A 17,778-nucleotide genomic window follows, 5' to 3' on the forward strand; every position below is an offset into this window, starting at 1 on the left:
CCAAAGGTCCCCCCCCCCCTTTTACCGGGCATGCACGTGATGAAAGCGACTGGCGCTCCGAACCGGGATACCCCGAAACCCGCGTTGGCTCAGAGGCCCTCGGCGGCGCTGACTATGGGAACTGGTGGCACAACGCCATGGAGCATGCCCCTTGGGGGCAACCAATGTCAGCCTGGGCGGATCACCTCGCCACCGTCACCCCCCATTGCCCAATCCCAGAACGCGGCCCCCGCGAGCTGGAAGCCCTCTTCGCCACAGCGGAATTTGTCTGGCTCAACGACGATGCACGCCAAGTTCGCACCGAAGTTTCTCTTTTCTGGCCGGAAGCCGCCCAAGCACCAGAGCAGCCCGAACTCAACCTCACTTCCCCCCAAGCCCCCCCCCCTGCATTTGCCTACGACGGCTTCATCGACCTGCTCGCCCACGATGAACCCCGCGATCGCTGGCGCATTGTGGACTGGAAAACCGACCGTATCAGCAAAAATCCCGCCACCGAACTCCGCGACGCCTATGGCCCGCAACTTGCAGCCTACGTCACAGCACTGCGTTCACTCTTTGGCCGCCCAGTCGAGGGCTATCTCTACAGCACCCGCGCCGCTAAATGGATTCGCCTGCCCGATTGATATCGGGTTTATCGTTGGGAAAACTCACAATGTTCACTTTAATATACTCCTGCTGCATCGCCTTAATTGCCGCGTTCTTATTTCCACTGATTCTAGGTGGCTTAACTTTAGACCGACCAAGTGGCAACTCAGACAATCTCCTTCAAATAATGCCTGCTGTATTTATATTTTACGGCTATTTCTCCATATTTTCATGTGCCGTCTACGCAATGGGCACCCGGCGAGGATATTGGAAAGCTACATGGTGGAAAAACGGCCTACTTTTTCTGCTGATGCTCGTCATACTGCCTCCGACAACGATCATAGTTTCCATCAAACTCTTTGGCGCTAATGCTCAAGCTAGCACAATATCACCTTTTACTCAATTTCCCGCCTACATCGTGCTAACTATTGCTGTGCTCATTATCGGCTTTTGTTTAAAGCCTCGATCTTCGTTAACCACCTAATTTCTCAACGCATGTTCTCAAAAGTTAATTGCTTCGCCGCGCTCCTTGCTCTGGCCGCGCTCTTCGCCGGTTGTGGAGAAGGAGAGAAAGGCACCCTGAGCAGTTCCGCGCACAAGAATACCTTTATCTTCGCACGAGGCAGCGATGCCCAAAAGCTGGACCCCGCCGATGTCGACGACGGTGAATCCGTCAATACGATCGCCCAAGTCTGCGAAGGACTGCTCCGCTTTAAGCCTGGCACGGTCGAGCTTGAACCTTGGCTTGCTGAGTCCTTCACCTCGTCGCCGGATGGCCTCACACACACCTTCAAGCTGCGTCCCGGAATTAAGTTTCACGATGGGACCCCGCTCAACGCCGAAGCTGCTGCATTCTCCTTTCGCCGCCAACTAGACCCTGAACACCCTGCACATTTGCCCACAGCCAGCTTCGTTTACTGGAACTTCCTGTACAACGAAATCCAATCAGTTGAAGTCATCGACGAAATGACGCTGCGCTTTCATCTCAACGAGCCTAATGCGACTATTTTGTATTCCCTGGCAATTTTTCCGGCATGGCTGATCAGCCCGAAAACGCCTCCCACAGACATCCCCTATAAGCCCGTTGGCACGGGGCCCTATCAATTCGCAGAGTGGGCAGTGGGCCAGGCTATCGTCCTGAAGCGCAACCCCAATTACTGGGCATATACGCCTCAGTTCGACCGCATTATTTTCAAGGCCGTGCCCGAAAACACCGTTCGCCGCCTCGAACTAGAGGCTGGCGACATAGATGGCATCGACGGCGTTCAGCCCGCCGAAGCCATTGCTTTAAGCAAGAACCCGGATTTTAAGCTCTATCGCGGGCCCAGCATGAATGTCGGCTATCTAGCGATCCAGACTCAAAATGTCCGCTGGCAAGACCCTGATATTCGTCGTGCATTGGCCATGGCAATTGACCGCAAGGCCATTGTCGAACTCGCGCTCGACGGCGCAGCAGTCCCGGCAGACTATCCAATTCCACCGGGCTTCCTTGGTGAACCCCAAGACCAACCACCGCCGTACCAACACGATCCCGTCGCCGCAAAAGCCCTCTTGACTAAATTTCCTCAGCTGCTCAAGACGCCAATTGTGCTAAGCACCCTTAGCGACTCGCGGCCGTATTTCCCTGACCCACAGCGTGTAGCCTCCCTCATTCGCAGCGACTTAGAGACCATCGGCTTGACCGTTAAAATCGAGACCCGTGACTTCAAGAGTCATCTGCAAACGCTTCGCAACGGCGACTTCGAAATCGCTCTCATTGGCTGGATCGGTGACAACGGTGACACGGATAATTTCCTCGCAACCTTCTTTCACAGCCGCGCCGCGGTCCCCGGCAGCGCCACGAATTATTCATTTTACAAGAACCCGGAAATGGACCACCTGCTTGACGCCGCACGCCGCGTTAGCAACCCAACTGAGCGCACCAAACTCTACAACGAAGCACTCAAGGTCTGGTCGCGCGATCTACCAATGATCCCCCTCGTTCATGCGGAACAAATGATTCTCCTGCGCAAGCAGGTAACAGACTTCACGCTGTCCCCGACCGGCAATGTATTCCTTGGCCCAGTTGGCTGGTCATCGTCTGATTGAATCTGAAGCAGCTCAGCCGCGCCACGCGCGGGCAAGCCAACTGCCTGCAAAGCACGCCGTGGATGCTAGGACAATCGATGCCCCGGAGCTAAAATCAAACTGGTAGGAAATGATCAGCCCAGCAATCACGCTGAAAGCTGCAATCCCCGACGCCAACAGCATTGCGATGCCCACCGAACGCGCCCAAATCAATGCGGCGGCGGCAGGTGTTATCAGTAGAGCAGTCGCCATCAGGGCACCGACCACACGCACCGCCGTAACGACGCTCAGCGCCGTCAATACGAGCAACACGGTGCGCATCCGATCGGGCCGGGCACCGATCACCCGCGCGTATTCTGGGTCCACCGAAGCCAGTTCGAGCTCCTTATTGATGAGGCCTACGGCAATCAGCACAATCACGGTCACAATCGCAGTTAAAATCAGGTCCGCTGGGGCAACGCCCAGTACACTACCAAAGAGCAAGGCGTTGAAATCACGGAAAGAATTAACCTGGCTCATCATCAGGACGCCGAGAGCAAACATGCCAGAAAGCACCACGCCGATGGCGGCGTCTTCCCCCACTTCACGTCGGCGAGCCAACCAACTCACACCAAAGGCTGTCGCCAATGCCGCGCCCAGCGCGCCCCAGAAAATGTCCAGCCCACGCAGAAAGGCGAAGACCATGCCCGGCAAGACTGTGTGCGAAAGCGCACCGCCAAAAAACGACATGCGCCGCTGGACGATATATACGCCAATGACTGCACAATTGACGCCTGCCAAAGCGGCGGCGAGTAACGCGCGTTGCATGAACGGCGCAGCAAAAGGATCAAGCAGCCAATCGATCATGGTGCGCCCTCCTCTGTCAGAGAGCCGTCAGTCAGGCGAAAACGGGCGTCAAAGAAGTCTTCTCCAAAATCTAGCTCATGGGTAGCGGTCACCAACGTTTTACCTTCGGCCTTGAGCCCGCGCAAAACGCCACGCACAAGTGCGCGATTCTCGGCATCAACCGCATTAAAGGGTTCGTCGAGCAGGAGTAGGTCCGCCCCATGAAGCAATGTTCGCGCCAGCAGAAGACGCTGCTGTTGCCCCCCCGAGAGCTCGTTGATACGCCGCTCCGCCAGCGAGGTAAGCGTTAACCGATCAAGTATTTCGGCGGCTGCCTTGCGTTGTACACGCCCCGGGCGACGAAACCACCCCAAGTGAATGTAAAGGCCAGTCAGTACAAAACGTTGCACGCTAATCGGGAAGTCCCAATCGATATCTCGATGCTGTGGCAGATAAGCGACTTGATGGTGACACTGTCCAACAGCGTGACCAAGCACCGAGATCTTCCCCTGACGTAGTCGAAGCAGACCAGCGATGCTCTTGAGCAAGGTCGATTTGCCAGAGCCGTTATCACCGAGCAGCGCAATACTGCGGCCGCGATCCAGAGTCAGATTTAATCCACTGAGTACAGAGGAATCGGCACCCGGATAGCCCAAGGCGACATTCTGAAAGACCAATGCAGGAGACTCATGGGCGTGATGCCCTCCGCAGGTCGCATGATAGCGCAAAGTTTTCAAAAGCGATTAGCGTAGGGCCGTGACGATCGTTTCAACATTCCCACGCATGAGAGAGAGATAGTCCGGTGCTCGACCATCGGCAGCAGTGACGTTGCCAGTGTAGAGGACAAAAGGTGTGGGGAGACCGGCCTCACGAACGACCTGCTCAGCCAAGCGCGGGTTCGCCGTAGAATCGACAAATACAGCTGGCACGCCGAATCTACTGATTAATTTAAGCAGGCGATTGAAATCGCGAGCAGAAGGGTCAGGAGACTCCGTACTCACACTGCCTAAAATGCTCGTTGGGGTAAAAAAACCGTAGCGCCTCCCAAAATAGCGGAGATTGTCGTGATAATTGATCAACAGTCTGCGGCGGGTGGGGATTTCGCCCAAGCGGGCCTCCGCCCATTCGTCCAGCGTGATAATCTCATCTAAATACTTTTCGCGGCGCTTGTCGAAGTAGGCTGCATGTATCGGATCAAGCTCATTGAGCGCATTGTTGATCGAAAGGATCATTAAAACGGCCATTTGGGGATCGAGCCAGACATGAGGATCATATCCATGATCATGATCATGCCCATGTCCGTCATTCGCTGATTTGGGCATTTGCGGAATCATTGAGGTCCAGATTTCATTCGCCACCAACGCATCTTCCTTACAACAGGGAGGCTTATTGGCGGCGTCTGGATAAAGCAGGGGGCGATCAACCCAAAATGCTTCACCTGGCTCCAAGAGGTCCAAGCCATCAGTAAGAATCAACTTCCTAGCGGAAGTTCCACTGGCGACTATTGCCTCATTGAGCCAAGGCTCAAGTCCCTCTCCAAAGGCAACAATCAGGTCTGCCTTGGCAAGTTCGTTGATCTGACGTGGGCTGGGCTCAAAATGATGCGGGTCCGCTCCCGAGTCGGCAAAAGACGCAACCTGTACTTGGTTGCCACCCACTTGGCGCACCCAATCCGCAGCAATGCCGTTACTCGCAGCTACGGTTAAACGTGCTGGCAGATGTGCGACAGCTAAAAAGGCTGCAAGCGTGATAATCCACTTCATCGCCACAAACTGGCGAGACCTCCGAGGAAATGCAAATCTTTTGCAGTAAGAGGTTTCGCTAGTCTTCGTCTACAAATTGCCCGTAAATATAAATCTCGATTTCTTCCGGCTGGAAGCCTTCGGGCAGGGAGTCATGGTCAATTTTAATGTCCATGCCTTCGGCTAAGCGCACACGGTTCGTTTTACGGCATATAACGACAGCACGCTGGTTACTGCGTGGCAAAAGATAGCAAGTGCGATGGCCTGGTACCTCAAGTGCCTCGATCTCTTGACTATCTAGTAATAAGCGAATGTTCCGATAAACCGTGGCAATGCCCAAGCCTGGCGCATGGTCTGCCGCCTGTTCCCGAATTTCCTTCGGCGTCAGGGGATGCTCAGCTATGCGCAAAGTAGCCAAGATCGCGGCCCGCTGCTTCGTCTCACGAAAAATTTTTCCCATCAAATCTACAATTCACCTAACTAATTGGCTATCAGGTAATTTCTTTTCAATGCAAAAATCAGAAAAAATGATATACACTGTTATTGATAGTCGATTCTCACCTTCAAAACAAACGTTTGTTTAAGGAATGGAGCGGATTGACAAGTATTTGACACATAAACAGTGGTCCTCAATTTGAAACAGGGTTGTTAGTCAGGAACCAACTAAGAACCCAAACACCAGCGGGTCGACGAAAGCTCGGCCCTGAACCACGCTCCAGGCAAAGAAGACCGCTTTTTTTGAAGTCTATGCAATCAGCACTCGGGTTCCCCGTCAGCAACCAAGCAGTCAGGATGGATAAATGTGGATTGTGGCCAACGATCATTAGATCTTTATCCGAACCGTGCAAAAAAGACAACAAAGCCAAAGGATCGTTCTCCGGGGCAAGACCAGCGATTTCAATTTGCGGGATGCTCAACCCAAGCCCTTCACGAAATAGCTGAGCCGTCTGTTTAGCACGCAGCAAGGTGCTGTGGTGGACTGCCAAGAGATCACCGAACTCCTTGGGTTTTAGCAGGCCACAAAGTTTTTCAATGGATTTCTCACCCTTAGGCGTCAACTCACGCTCCGAGTCGCTTGGCGCATCGTAAGAAGCTTCGGCGTGGCGTAGGAGGTATAATCGCATACCGGTTTGTAGCAGGATACGCGCACATGTCTAGCGAAACGTGATATTTTTCATTCATCTTCATCAACTGAGCCGTCATCCGCCGCATTGGCAGGTAATTCATGAGGCAAGGCCAAATAGTAACTCATCAGCCAGAGACTCCAAGCCCAGGGATAAATGAGCGGCGGCAAAAGCACCCCCACCGCCACACAAAGCACCCCTAGAATCGTGCTGGAATATGCTCCTGCCAGGTAGAGCGCGATCAGCACAGGGAAGCAGCCAAAGACGGTGAGGCCATAATTCCAAACCATTGCCCCCAAATAAAAGCCCTCCGTTCGCGTCAGCTTCAGTGAACAGTGTGGGCATCGGTAATGCAATCGAAACCAAGTCCGGAAAATCTGCCTACCACCACAATTTGGACAGCAGACAGTCAAGCCACGTAGGAAAATCTGGAATCGATTGACAGGAACCATCCCCCACACCATGCGCAAGTAAATCAACTTGGCAAGCAGCGCCATAAAAGCTTTGCACCGAAGATCTTTGTTATAATTAAGTTGGCGCACGCCACGTATGTGAGGGTCCCAGATGCGCATAAGGATGCGTGTTATTAACCAGACCCCAGCCCTTGCCTTCCCAACGACAAGCCATGAACTCCAATAGACGCCCCAAATCCTCTGAAAAAAAAGAGTGAGGGCCTGGCCTAGGTGTTTTCTTCATTCATGTTTGACGCGATCCTCATTCCCTTTTTCGTATTATTTTATATATGCAAAAAAAGACATTTACCTTTTTATATAGTGATGCAACTTTGCTGCGACTGCTACATCAGAAACCCATAAATAATCTAAAATGACAAATAGCAAAAAAATCCTCGCAATTGGAGCCGTCGCCTTACTGGCAAGCGCCACTCAAGCTGTCGCAGAAGGCGGCGAATGGTATATATCCGCTAAGGGCGGTGCAAATTTCCCGGACCAGGGTCTGGACACCGGTTGGCAAATCGACGGCGGAATCGGCTATCGTTTCTTCTTGGACGAATCTGTTAATAAAGGCACGGACAACGAATTTGCACTACGCTTGGAGTTCAATCCCGGCTTCCTCCAAAACAAGCCATCAGGTGCCACGAACAATGTAAACGTAGGGCGCTTCATGGGCAATGTCCTCCTTGACGTTCCCGTCATCGACTGGGCTTACCTCTATGGTGGCCTCGGCATCGGCGGCGCATACTATAATGTGGAGTCAGTCGATAACGACTTCGTGTTTGCCTATCAGGGCATGGCTGGCGTCGGTTTCGTCGTGGCAGAAAACGTTAAACTGGAAGTTGGCTATCGCTACTTCACCACCCTGGACCCCACCTTGCTCGGATTCGCCGTTACCGCGCCAAAATATCACGCAGCAGAAGCAGGCATCCGCTTCGAGTTCTAAGGCACTTCCTCAGTTTTGTTTGCAAGACCCGCCTTCCGGCGGGTTTTTTTATGAACCTGACTAGCCAATCAGTAACAACTGACAGGCTTTCCTACAGCTAGAACCGATTCGGCGAAATCGAGGTGCAGTTAATTCACAACAATCAAGCATTCTACTGATCAATATAAGCGCATTTCATAGACCTCTGTCCCCCCTCTATTCTTCTGTAAAATCGTGTGATCCGAAGCAACATAGCTGATAATCACGGTGAAATATTTTTAATTTGCAATTTCCCTGCCACCGACAGTAAATCTTACGTACCAATCAACACAATTTAACCATCACATACACCTATGAAGCGTAGATTCAATGTAACCGTTGCAACCATCGCATGCCTATCTAATATGGCATTTGCTGAAACCTTCAATGAGCAAGTCACCATTGATGACGGCAATTCAGCCCAAATCGATTTGGTCGTTTCAGGCGATGCCTCCGTAGCAGGCGATTTAACTGTAGGCGGCGGGAATGTCCTGACAGACCTCATCATCGATCCCGCTTTGAATATATATACCAACGACTATATCACGGCGACCAATCCATACATCCTGGACCAAAAGTTGTATCATCCTTTATTGACAAACATCCTCTTCCTGGCCCCTCAGCAATTCGACGTCAGCGCAACATTGGATGCTTCAGCAATACCGACGAGCCAAGTTGCCTATTTGTTTGATGGCAACCATCACGATGAGAATGTGTATGCAAGTGGTGGAGAACTCGTCATTACAATCGATTTTTCGCAGAGCAATTATTTGGCCCCATCTCAGGGCCTAGGTTACGGCGCAGGCGAATTGGTACTCGCTGCCTATGATGGAACCACCCACCCCAGCGCCGTGTCCGCTCGCATTTATTCGCCCACTCATAATTGGTTGCCTTTGAGTAAGCTACCAGACCTATACGGAGTTGCAAATGGCGACATCTATGGAAATGGCAAACTGTGGTTTCTGCGGTTAGTGAGTGACAATCATTCGCCGTCAACAAAACTGGAAATTACCATTACAATGGATCCAGGCTGTTCCTTGTCTGAACTAGAATTCCACCCTCAAAAGCCGTATAGATTATTTCAGACACCGGTGGTGACAAAATACCAAGACGAAATCCTATACAATGATATCAGTTTTTACGACTCAAGCAAAACTGAATCCATCAATTTTGATGCGGAAGCGGGTGCCATTACGGCCAGAGAACTCGTTATTGACGGCTTTACATTAGACAGCAGCAACAACACCTTGGTGTTCGAAGACAGCCAATCATCCGGCAACGCCTCTATCGAAATCGGAGCCGCCAACCCGGTCATGGTCTTTCAGGATACAAATATGGTGTTTGGTGAAGCCAGCGGTAATCTATCTTCGATAACTGGAGCCGACAACTTAGTCTTTGGCAATAGCGCAGCCCAAAACTTAACGACAGGCTTCAACAACATCGCATTGGGAGAATATAGCTTGGGTTATGCAGATGAAGGAGATGGAAATATAGCTTTAGGAGCTGCTTCAATGATAAATGCAGCGGGGCCAAATAGTAGGATTAACATAGCCATTGGCGGATGGACGCTCTCCAGAATCAAAGACTATATGAACATCGCAATTGGAAATGCCGCTCTCCGATATCAAGAAACGGGAAGTTTTCAAATTGCAATTGGGACAAATGCCATGGGTGGTAGCGGTGCAGGCTCTGCCCCTGGAAACACCTCATATTCCCTCGCAATCGGATATGCCGCGCTCAATAACCTCGATAACGGAACACATAATCTAGCAATAGGCGGTTACGCTGGCGATGAGCTAGTAACTGGATATAATAATACGTTCGTAGGGGCAGGAGCAGCGGGTCTTCTTACAACAGGTTCACATAACGCTTTATTTGGAGGAAACGCAGGCTCTGCTCTAACCTACGGTGATTATAATTCGATGTTCGGCCGTTATGCTGGTGATAATCTCGTGACGGGTCATCGAAACATTGCGATCGGCTATCAAGCGACATTCCCCAATGCAAACGCCAGCGACCAGCTCAACATCGGCAACACGATCTACGGTGACCTCGCAACCGACAAAGTCGGGATAGGCGTCACAGATCCTCAAGCCACACTCGATGTCGGCGGAGACGCAATTGTCTCTGGCAACGCTGATGTCGGCGGAGACCTTCAGGTAGCTGGCACCATTACCATGACTGCACCCGCAGGCGACATATCCATGGGGATTTTTGGAACTAATCCATAAAAAGCAGCAGTCTTTTCTGTTTCCCCAAAGCCCCGCCATCGTGCGGGGCTTTTTTTACAATCCGATACATTCATTGGCGAACGCCAAGCACCTCGGCTCAAGGCAACCGCCCCGCTACCCTAATCAACCAAAACGAAACTCTAACCTCCAGCGCCTGTGGCGCTGGTTAGTGCACCCGCTGCTCCATATAGCGGGCGAGCTCAATGAGAACCGTGTTGTTGCCGCCGAGCTGTTCAAAGCCCTTAATCGCTTCGTCAGTGTGTTCCTTAGCCTTCGCGCGGGAAGCCTCAAGACCGTAGAGACTTGGATAAGTCATCTTGTTGTTTTCTTCGTCAGCGCCCACGGGCTTACCCATGGTCTCAGCGTCAGAAGTGGCGTCGAGAATGTCGTCGATGATCTGGAAGGCGAGGCCGAGGTGGCGGCCCGCTTCGCGCATGATCGCTACGTTTTCTGCGGACGCACCAGTCAGGCGATAGCCCATGGTCAGGCTGGTCGTCATGAGGGCACCGGTCTTATTTAAATGAATGAACTCCAAGCGCTCGGCGGTGGGTTCGTCACGCTCACCGAGAAGGTCTTCCATCTGCCCGCCGATGAGTTTCTCGCTGCCAGCGGCATCGCCAAGGTCATGGACGAGGTCCACCGCAAGTGCGGGATCGTAGCGATATTTATCGGCGAGAATCCAGAGCGCATAGGTCAGCAGGGCGTCACCAGCCAGCAACGCAGTTTCGTCGTCGAACTGCTTGTGGCAGGTCGGGTTTCCCCGACGCAGGTCACTGTCATCCATGCAAGGCAAATCGTCGTGGATGAGACTGTAGGTGTGCAGGCACTCCATGGCGACGCAAGCTGGAAGCGGGTCGTTGTCCGACGGAAACAGTTCGTAGGCGGCCAAGATCAGGCATGGACGCAGACGTTTGCCACCAGCCTGGAGGCTGTAGCGCATGGCTTCGTGGAGCACAGCTGGGCGCGTCGCAGCAGGCGGCGTTAAATCATTGAGGGCTTGTTCGACGCGGTCGCGGTAATCCTTTATCGTTGCTTTGAAGTCCATGAGAGTAATGATCGTCGGCTTAATCTTAAGCGTTAAAACCGGCAGGATATGGCAAGCATTGAACAGATAGGCGAGCGCATTTTTCGACAAGAAGATAGCTGGAAGCGGCTGCTAATCGGCGGAGCCCTGTGTTTAACAGTGTTCGGACTACCGCTGGCCTTCGGTTACCTCTTCGTATACTCTTTTAACCTGAAGAAAGACCCCGAGGCCCCCCTCCCCCCTTGGGACAACTGGTCGCGCATGTTCATCGTGGGGCTGCACGGGCTGGCAGTCTTCCTGGCTTGGGTGGGCATACCGCTCGCCATCGCGTGCCTGCTGACATGGCTCTTCGGCATGGCACCGGGCAGCTTCCTAGATATATTTAGTTGGCTGGCGCGAGCAGTGGCCTTTGTGGTTGGATTGCCGCTCTTCGCTTCGGCGCTCATCCATTACCAGCGCGAACACGAGTGGAAAGCCCTGGCCGATTTCGAAGCCATTTGCCGCCCCGTGGAGAAGCACTGGAAGGCGCTTATTCTGCCCGGCGTCGCTTGGTGCGGCCTGATGGCAATTGGTCTACCACTGCTTCCCTTCACATTTTTTCTTGGCATGGTCGTCTTCCTCGCTTACGCGATTCCGCTACTTTCCCAACCAATACCGGGCAAAGCTCCAAAAATTTAACGACTATGCCAACTTACGATTACCACTGTTCCGCCTGCGAAACGGACTTCGAGCACGTCCAATCCATGAAGGACGCGCCGCTAACGGCCTGCCCGCTCTGTAAAAAGAAGGGCAAAGTAAAGCGGATGATCAGCTCTGGTGCCGGCATCATTTTTAAAGGCACGGGATTCTACGAAACCGACTACAAGAAAAAATCTGGCGGGGAGCCAAAGAATGAGACCCCGAAAGCCGAGACGAAGTCTGAGCCCAAAACCGAGAGCAAAAAGAGCGACTCGAAAAAGTCGGATTAAAAGGTGAATTCAAATGCGGCGCAAATCGTCCTAGATTGGCATTACATTGGATGAGCCGAATGGAACTGCGGATCGAGATGATCCTCACCGCCTTCATTTGACTTGGTTCGCAACATTACTGATACGTGCCTTCACAGTCAGTATTCAGTCGATTGACTATGCAGGCATTGGTTACGCTTGCATTGAGAGTCCGACTCGCTACTCTGCAACGTTTTGCCCGAATTCGGGGTACCAATAGCAACACTCTAGCACACAAAGTTTACCATGGCCCTAACTCCATTTTCCAGCCGCCTCATTGCCGACGTTGGTGTCAGCATGGGGGACGAAGGCAAGGGACGGCTCATCCCAGAGGTGATTGCCGAGATAGCGGAGCAGACGGGTCATCCAGACGCCGTAGGCATCGTGATGAAGGTCAACGGCGGGGCCAACAGCGGGCACACTGCTGGTGGGCTGAAGCTTAATCTGCTCCCTGCTGGCGTAGTCGATGCCTCGGTACGCTGGCTTGCAATTGGCAGCGGCGTAGTTGCCGATCCGCGTAAGGCGCTTTGGGAGCTCAAGCCCCTTGAGGCCAAGGGCTATAAGCTTTGGAACCGCCTCGTCTTTGATGAACGCACGATGGTCAGTGATCTGTCCCATCGCCTCCTCGATCTAGCTTGGGAAGACTACCGACAGAACGTTTTAAAGGGCGAACCCCGTGGCTCGACCGGCCGTGGCATCACCCCGGCCTACCTCGACGAAGTTGGCCAGATGCAGATTTTTTACGGCGACATTACTGAGAGCCCCAAAGCGTTGGCCAAGCTCTTCCGCGAACGCCTTGAGCGCGCTGTAAGCATCATTCGCCACGTTTGCGAAGTGACGCCCGCAGCCTGGAGCGAGTTCTTCGACACCCTCACCAACGCAGAAACGCGCGCGAACAAAGATAGCATCGAAGCAGGCATTTTTCAGACCAGCGAGTTCGACTTCACCCAGTTCCGTGGCGACGGTGATTACGGCCTCAACATCGACCGCGTGGTCGAAGTTTACACCGCAGCCCTCTCCGAGTTGAAAGGCAACATATCCGACGTGCGCGAGCTCGTGCTGGCTAATCAACAGGCTGGCAAATACTTGGTTGGCGAGTTTGGTCAAAGCTACTGGTTGGACAAGCGGGCGGGCTTCTCGCCCAACGTCACTGCCTCCCACACCTTCACACCTGAGCTATTCCAGAGCGCCGGCATCCCCGTCCAGCCCGTGCACACCATCGGCTGCTGCAAGGCCTACGACACCAAGGTCGGCACCCACATTTTCCTCACTCAGATGGACGACACGGCACCACTGACGATCGCGCTGAAAAAGCTCGAGTTCGGCGTCAGCACTGGCCGTCAACGCATGGTCGGCTGGTTCGATGCGGTGGAGAAAGGTGACTGCTTGCGCTTCGGCGGCTATCAGGACCTCGTCATCAACAAGCTCGACGCCCTCACCCAACCCGACGGCGGCAAGCTGAAAGTCTGTATTGCCTACCGAGCACCTGACGGATCAGTCGTCAACGCCGTACCACGCGAAGACGCTACCCGTCGCAGGTTGAAACCCATTTACGAAGAACTGGAAGGTTGGACTCAGGACATTTCTACCGTGCGTTCCTTCGCCGATCTTCCTACTGCAGCCCAGCGCTACGTGGCGTTCTGCACCAAGGCCACGCTTGATGTCGCGGGGCGCGGAGGCGAACATCCACCGCTCAATGTCCGCTATGTTGGCGTTGGCCCCGAACCGTCGCAAATCATCAAGGACGTGCCCGCGATTGCGGATCTGCTGAAGTTGGCATAACGCACCACCTTTTGCCACTTCGACTCAAGCTCCTCCCACCATTGGTGGATATGGCTAGTTGGCTTGTTCAGTCTTTCGGGCACTCGAGGCAGTAGCCGTAGATGATCACTTCCTCGCCTTCGGGGATGAAAGCCGGCGGGATTTTCGCTGCGTATTCTGGGAGAATGTCTTGGGTTTCCTCGGGAAGAACGAACACATTGTTGCACTTGCGGCAGATGAAATGCGGGCAGTGGTTGAACGTTGGCAGTTCGTAACGGGCGGGCTGACCGGGCAAGTAAACACGGACTAAGCTATGCTCATCGAGCATTTCTCGGACATTCCGGAATACCGTGCGCTCGCCAAGGCGGGGGTAATGCTGACGCGACCGCTCCAGTAACTCTTCAAAGCTCAACGGGCGCTCGGCCTGTCCCAAAGCTGCATAGATGGCTTCGCGCTGGCGGGTGCGGCGAAAGGTTGGTGAATCATCGGGCATGGCAGCTAAGCGAAAGGCAACGCAGGCATCTGGTCAACGCTCCAACGTGACACGATAGACGGATTTCACCGCAGTTACAAACAGAACGATTGGATCTTCGCTGATCACCGATACGTTCGCTGGGCGCTCGGGCAGTTCAATAGAGTCCAGGAGTTCGCCGCGACTCGAATAGATATCAACTGCTGCTGCCGTCAGGTAAACGTTACCCGCAGTATCCATCGACATCCCATCGGAGCCCTGATCCGCGAACAAAACCTTATCCTGCAACGTTCCATCCTCCCTGATTGTGTAGCGCCAGGTCTTACCAGCGCCATGGTCCGCAATGATGAGCGTCTCTCCGTCGGGCGTCCCAATAATACCATTGGGACGAACGAAGTCGTTGACCACGCGCGTCAGTGTCTTGCGGTCCGCACTTAGATGATAGACATGCTCGCCGTCCTGCTCGAGATTGTCCCTGTTCCCATAGCGCGGATCGGTGAAATAGACACCACCGTCAGGCGCGATCCACAGGTCGTTTGGGCTGTTGAGTTTCTTGCCGTCGTAGAACTCCGCAAGCACAGTCGCCTCCCCCTTGACGATGGATTCTTCGATCAGCATCCGGTGCCTACCGGCACAAACAATCAGGTTATTATCATCGCGAAACAACAGGCCGTTGGCCCCGCCGGAATCTTCGCGGAAAACGGTGACCTCACCCGTAGTCGCGTCCCAGCGATGAATGCGATTCTTCGGGATGTCGCTGAAATACACGGCATCGCCATTCGGGCTGAGCGCGGGGCCCTCCGTGAAAGAAAAACCAGTCGCGAGTTGCTCGATTTGAGGCTCAGCGCAGGCAATCGAGGTAAGGATGGTTAGCAGGGTAAAAATCAGACGATGGGGCATAAAACTACCTAGATAATAGCGACACGTCGAAAGGCGAATCAAAACCAATGCCACCGCAATTCTCAAGATCCACCGATCCTTATTCTCCCGCTGATTCGTGAAGCTCGGGATAAGCTTCGACAATGTCGAGATGCACTTCGCGAAAGGGAACCCATTGATCATTATCAAGGTTCGGATCATTTGAGCGCACAATATTCAGGCTGATTTGGAGTTTCTTCAGTGCGGTATCGAAACGGCTCTTCGTGCAATGAAACTCAGCCACGGCATGCTTCCGCAAATCACCAGTAAACCATGGTTCAATCCGGATGCATTCAAAGATTTGCTGACAGAGCAAAGGCAGCTCGGAAACGGCTTGATAGGCTTTCGGGTAATGGGTGCTGCGCAAATATTCCATCTCCATAAGGACAGCGTCTCCGCCGGGCACTTTGCCGTAGAATATCTCGTCGGGAAAAGTTTGCGGGATCCGGGTTTTCCAATCCCAGATGGCGCTCACCTTTGGATTCCAGCCGCCTCCTTTGGGTTTCTTATCCGAGATATCAGTATTCTCCCAGAGTGAAGGATACGGGGAATCCTTGCTCCCAAACACGGTGCAAACTTTATGTTTCAGCACAAACTCAGTGGCATCTTCGAAGGTTTTAATCATGGCGATAATTGTAATTTAGACCCGACGCTATTTTTCCTTTTCGTCATCAAACCGGACGGTCTGAATCGTCTCAATGAAATCGTCCGGCTGCCAGCGGAAGTATTCATAGATTGGTCGGGAGTTGCGTAGCATAAAGGCAAACATCCGCTGCTTGAACTGAGACATCAGCGCATTGCGTGTCGGCGTCAGGCGTTCGCGGGAGACAAAGTAAATCACCGGGCGCGGCACGGCACCAGCGAACAAGCGCGACTCAGCCTCGGCTAGGATTTCGTCGAGATCCGGATTGTCTTCGTAACCGTAAGAGGCCGTGACCCGCACAAAACCATGAGGCAAGGGCACCGTCTCCGTGATCATTTCCCCATCCACACGCGGAATGGACTCCGGTGCCATAGTCAGCACAATGTTCCGCTCACGCAGGGAATTATAGACGCGCAAATGGTTGGCCAACGCGATGGGCATGATCAGATTATTGCCCGTCAGGAAAACCGCCGTGCCCGGCAGTCGATTATATTCCTCCGGCTTCAGGTTCTCCAAAAACGCGCTCAACGGCTCACGGCGTTCGGCGTGATAGGCGTGAATCAGGCGCCGTCCCGTGCGATAGGTGACCATCAGCAGGAAGACCACGCCCGCAATCGCCAATGGATAATAACCGCCCGAAAGCAGCTTGATCAAATTCGCACCAAAAAATGCGAAATCGATCGTCAAAAACAGAACCAGCAACACAACACTGCCCACGATTCCCTTTTTCAGGCGTTTGCGACGAACTTGGAAATAGGCAATACTCGTCACCATCATCGCACCGGTGTCCGCCAACCCATAGGCCGAGGCCAAGTTCTCCGCCGAGCGGAACATCATCACCGTAAAGACGCACATCACCCCTAGGCTCAGATTAACCAGCGGGATGAAAATCTGTGACTCGTGCTCAACTGAGGTGTGGACGATTTTTAAGGGCGGCAAGAGCCTGAGCTGGATTGCCTGACGCACCAACGCAAACGAGCCAGAGATAAGCGCCTGCGAGGCCACAATCGTCGCCAGAGTCGCCAAAATTGTTAGCATTAGCGTTGGCCAACCGTCAGGCACCAGCGCGTAAAACGTATTCTCAGGCGGAACTCCTGCTGCCAACACCAACGCCGCCTGACCAAAGTAGTTCAGCAGCAGCGCCGGCAGGGCAACGCCATACCAAGCCAGCTTGATCGGCAGACGCCCGAAGTGCCCCATGTCGGCAAAAAGCGCCTCGGCCCCCGTTACACAAAGCACCACAGCACCGATGACCAAAATCGCCGTGTGTGCATGGGTGAATAGAAACGTCACTGCGTGCATCGGGTTGATTGCCGACAGCACAAAAAAACCATGCTGGTATAATTGCCAGGCCCCAAGCGCGGCCAAAGTCAGGAACCACACCAGCATCACCGGGCCAAAGAGAACACCGATCTTACCCGTGCCAAAGCGTTGCACTGCAAACAACCCAGCGAGCACCAGCATCGACAAAGGCACAATAAAGCGCTCAAGTCTTGGCTCGAAAAACTCCAAGCCCTCCACCGCGCTCAATACCGAGATAGCGGGCGTAATCACGCCGTCCCCTAAAAGCAATGCTGCACCGAAGATAATGATTATCAATATGATAGGCGTTCCGCTCTTCGAAGCAATGTAGGGCCGCAATTGCGCCAACAGTGCAAATACCCCCCCCTCCCCGTGGTTATCCGCTCGCATAACAAAACCCAGGTATTTCACCGAAACGACCAGAATTAGCGCCCAGAAAAACATCGACGTAATCCCGAGGACGGACTCCGTCATCTGCCCGGCATCGAGGTATTTACAGGCTGTCGAAAAAGCGTAGAGCGGGCTTGTCCCGATATCACCAAACACGACGCCGAGCGCCCCGAGCAATAACGCCCCGGACAGACCCTTCTTAGCCGCAGCCGGCTCGTCGCCCTGTATTTGCTCCCCCACGTGGCAAAGTTCTATTTGTGCGAATCAGCAATGACAAGCTTTGGGGGATAAT

18 protein-coding genes are annotated in these 17,778 nt (G+C 53.4%); 7 read left to right on the forward strand and 11 right to left on the reverse strand.

Going from position 1 to position 17,778, the window contains the following annotated elements; all coding sequences use genetic code 11:
* Both IE065_RS08455 and IE065_RS08460 read left to right on the forward strand, forming a co-directional pair.
* Window positions 1-623 (forward strand): PD-(D/E)XK nuclease family protein (locus IE065_RS08455; RefSeq protein ID WP_189513933.1); only part of this gene is annotated, 623 nt, incomplete at its 5' end.
* Between the two features lie 457 nt (window positions 624-1,080).
* On the forward strand, window positions 1,081-2,673 hold the full coding sequence (locus IE065_RS08460) for an ABC transporter substrate-binding protein (RefSeq protein WP_189513936.1): 1,593 nt from the start codon (window positions 1,081-1,083) through the stop codon (window positions 2,671-2,673).
* Window positions 2,674-2,685: 12 nt separating this feature from the next.
* On the opposite strand, the gene IE065_RS08465 is transcribed toward IE065_RS08460, so the two are convergent.
* The 6 genes from IE065_RS08465 to IE065_RS08490 all read right to left on the reverse strand — a co-directional run bounded on the left by IE065_RS08465 (window position 2,686) and on the right by IE065_RS08490 (window position 6,915).
* Window positions 2,686-3,498 (reverse strand): metal ABC transporter permease, encoded by an 813-nt coding sequence (locus IE065_RS08465; protein WP_189513939.1) that lies wholly within the window; start codon window positions 3,496-3,498, stop codon window positions 2,686-2,688.
* On the reverse strand, window positions 3,495-4,214 hold the full coding sequence (locus IE065_RS08470) for a metal ABC transporter ATP-binding protein (RefSeq protein ID WP_189513942.1): 720 nt from the start codon (window positions 4,212-4,214) through the stop codon (window positions 3,495-3,497). Before IE065_RS08470 ends, IE065_RS08465 begins: the two co-directional genes overlap by 4 nt.
* 6 nt (window positions 4,215-4,220) lie before the next feature.
* Window positions 4,221-5,240 carry a metal ABC transporter substrate-binding protein gene (locus IE065_RS08475; RefSeq protein WP_189513945.1) on the reverse strand — a complete coding sequence of 340 codons (1,020 nt, stop codon included), beginning with the start codon at window positions 5,238-5,240 and terminating at the stop codon, window positions 4,221-4,223.
* Between the two features lie 58 nt (window positions 5,241-5,298).
* Entirely contained in the window at window positions 5,299-5,679 is a 381-nt protein-coding gene (locus IE065_RS08480; protein ID WP_189513947.1) for a Fur family transcriptional regulator, read from the reverse strand.
* A gap of 169 nt (window positions 5,680-5,848) precedes the next feature.
* Window positions 5,849-6,343 carry a phosphohistidine phosphatase SixA gene (gene sixA / locus IE065_RS08485; RefSeq protein WP_189513950.1) on the reverse strand — a complete coding sequence of 165 codons (495 nt, stop codon included), beginning with the start codon at window positions 6,341-6,343 and terminating at the stop codon, window positions 5,849-5,851.
* Window positions 6,344-6,393: 50 nt separating this feature from the next.
* Window positions 6,394-6,915: a hypothetical protein gene (locus IE065_RS08490; RefSeq protein WP_189513954.1), complete on the reverse strand. Its 522-nt coding sequence runs from the start codon at window positions 6,913-6,915 to the stop codon at window positions 6,394-6,396.
* Between the two features lie 253 nt (window positions 6,916-7,168).
* Between IE065_RS08490 and IE065_RS08495 the strand changes: the two genes are divergently transcribed.
* Window positions 7,169-7,741, forward strand: coding sequence for an outer membrane beta-barrel protein (locus IE065_RS08495; protein ID WP_189513956.1), 573 nt, complete (start codon window positions 7,169-7,171; stop codon window positions 7,739-7,741).
* 332 nt (window positions 7,742-8,073) lie between these two features.
* On the forward strand, window positions 8,074-9,990 hold the full coding sequence (locus tag IE065_RS08500; protein ID WP_189513960.1) for an autotransporter outer membrane beta-barrel domain-containing protein: 1,917 nt from the start codon (window positions 8,074-8,076) through the stop codon (window positions 9,988-9,990).
* Window positions 9,991-10,156: 166 nt separating this feature from the next.
* Here IE065_RS08500 and IE065_RS08505 read toward each other — a convergent pair whose 3' ends face one another.
* Window positions 10,157-11,035, reverse strand: a complete 879-nt coding sequence (locus IE065_RS08505; RefSeq protein ID WP_189513963.1) for a polyprenyl synthetase family protein — start codon at window positions 11,033-11,035, stop codon at window positions 10,157-10,159.
* Between the two features lie 48 nt (window positions 11,036-11,083).
* On the opposite strand from IE065_RS08505, the gene IE065_RS08510 reads away from it, so the two are divergent.
* From IE065_RS08510 to IE065_RS08520, 3 genes are all read left to right on the forward strand, one after another.
* The gene (locus IE065_RS08510; protein ID WP_189513966.1) at window positions 11,084-11,692 is read left to right on the forward strand and encodes a DUF4013 domain-containing protein; all 609 of its coding nucleotides are present in this window, start codon (window positions 11,084-11,086) and stop codon (window positions 11,690-11,692) included.
* A 5-nt stretch (window positions 11,693-11,697) separates the two neighbouring features.
* Window positions 11,698-11,982, forward strand: coding sequence for an FmdB family zinc ribbon protein (locus IE065_RS08515; RefSeq protein WP_189513968.1), 285 nt, complete (start codon window positions 11,698-11,700; stop codon window positions 11,980-11,982).
* Between the two features lie 264 nt (window positions 11,983-12,246).
* A complete protein-coding gene (locus tag IE065_RS08520) occupies window positions 12,247-13,782 on the forward strand; it encodes an adenylosuccinate synthetase (RefSeq protein ID WP_189513971.1) in 1,536 nt (511 codons plus the stop codon).
* 67 nt (window positions 13,783-13,849) lie between these two features.
* On the opposite strand, the gene IE065_RS08525 is transcribed toward IE065_RS08520, so the two are convergent.
* The 4 genes from IE065_RS08525 to IE065_RS08540 form a co-directional block, all read right to left on the reverse strand.
* Window positions 13,850-14,254 carry a Fur family transcriptional regulator gene (locus IE065_RS08525; protein ID WP_189513972.1) on the reverse strand — a complete coding sequence of 135 codons (405 nt, stop codon included), beginning with the start codon at window positions 14,252-14,254 and terminating at the stop codon, window positions 13,850-13,852.
* Between the two features lie 33 nt (window positions 14,255-14,287).
* Window positions 14,288-15,133, reverse strand: coding sequence for an SMP-30/gluconolactonase/LRE family protein (locus IE065_RS08530; RefSeq protein ID WP_189513975.1), 846 nt, complete (start codon window positions 15,131-15,133; stop codon window positions 14,288-14,290).
* 79 nt (window positions 15,134-15,212) lie between these two features.
* Entirely contained in the window at window positions 15,213-15,776 is a 564-nt protein-coding gene (locus IE065_RS08535) for an AlkZ-related protein (RefSeq protein WP_189513977.1), read from the reverse strand.
* A gap of 27 nt (window positions 15,777-15,803) precedes the next feature.
* Window positions 15,804-17,726 (reverse strand): potassium transporter Kup, encoded by a 1,923-nt coding sequence (locus tag IE065_RS08540; RefSeq protein ID WP_189513979.1) that lies wholly within the window; start codon window positions 17,724-17,726, stop codon window positions 15,804-15,806.
* Window positions 17,727-17,778: the final 52 nt, after the last annotated feature.

This window comes from Cerasicoccus arenae (assembly GCF_014651635.1).
GTDB classification, from domain to species: Bacteria; Verrucomicrobiota; Verrucomicrobiia; order Opitutales; family Cerasicoccaceae; genus Cerasicoccus; species Cerasicoccus arenae.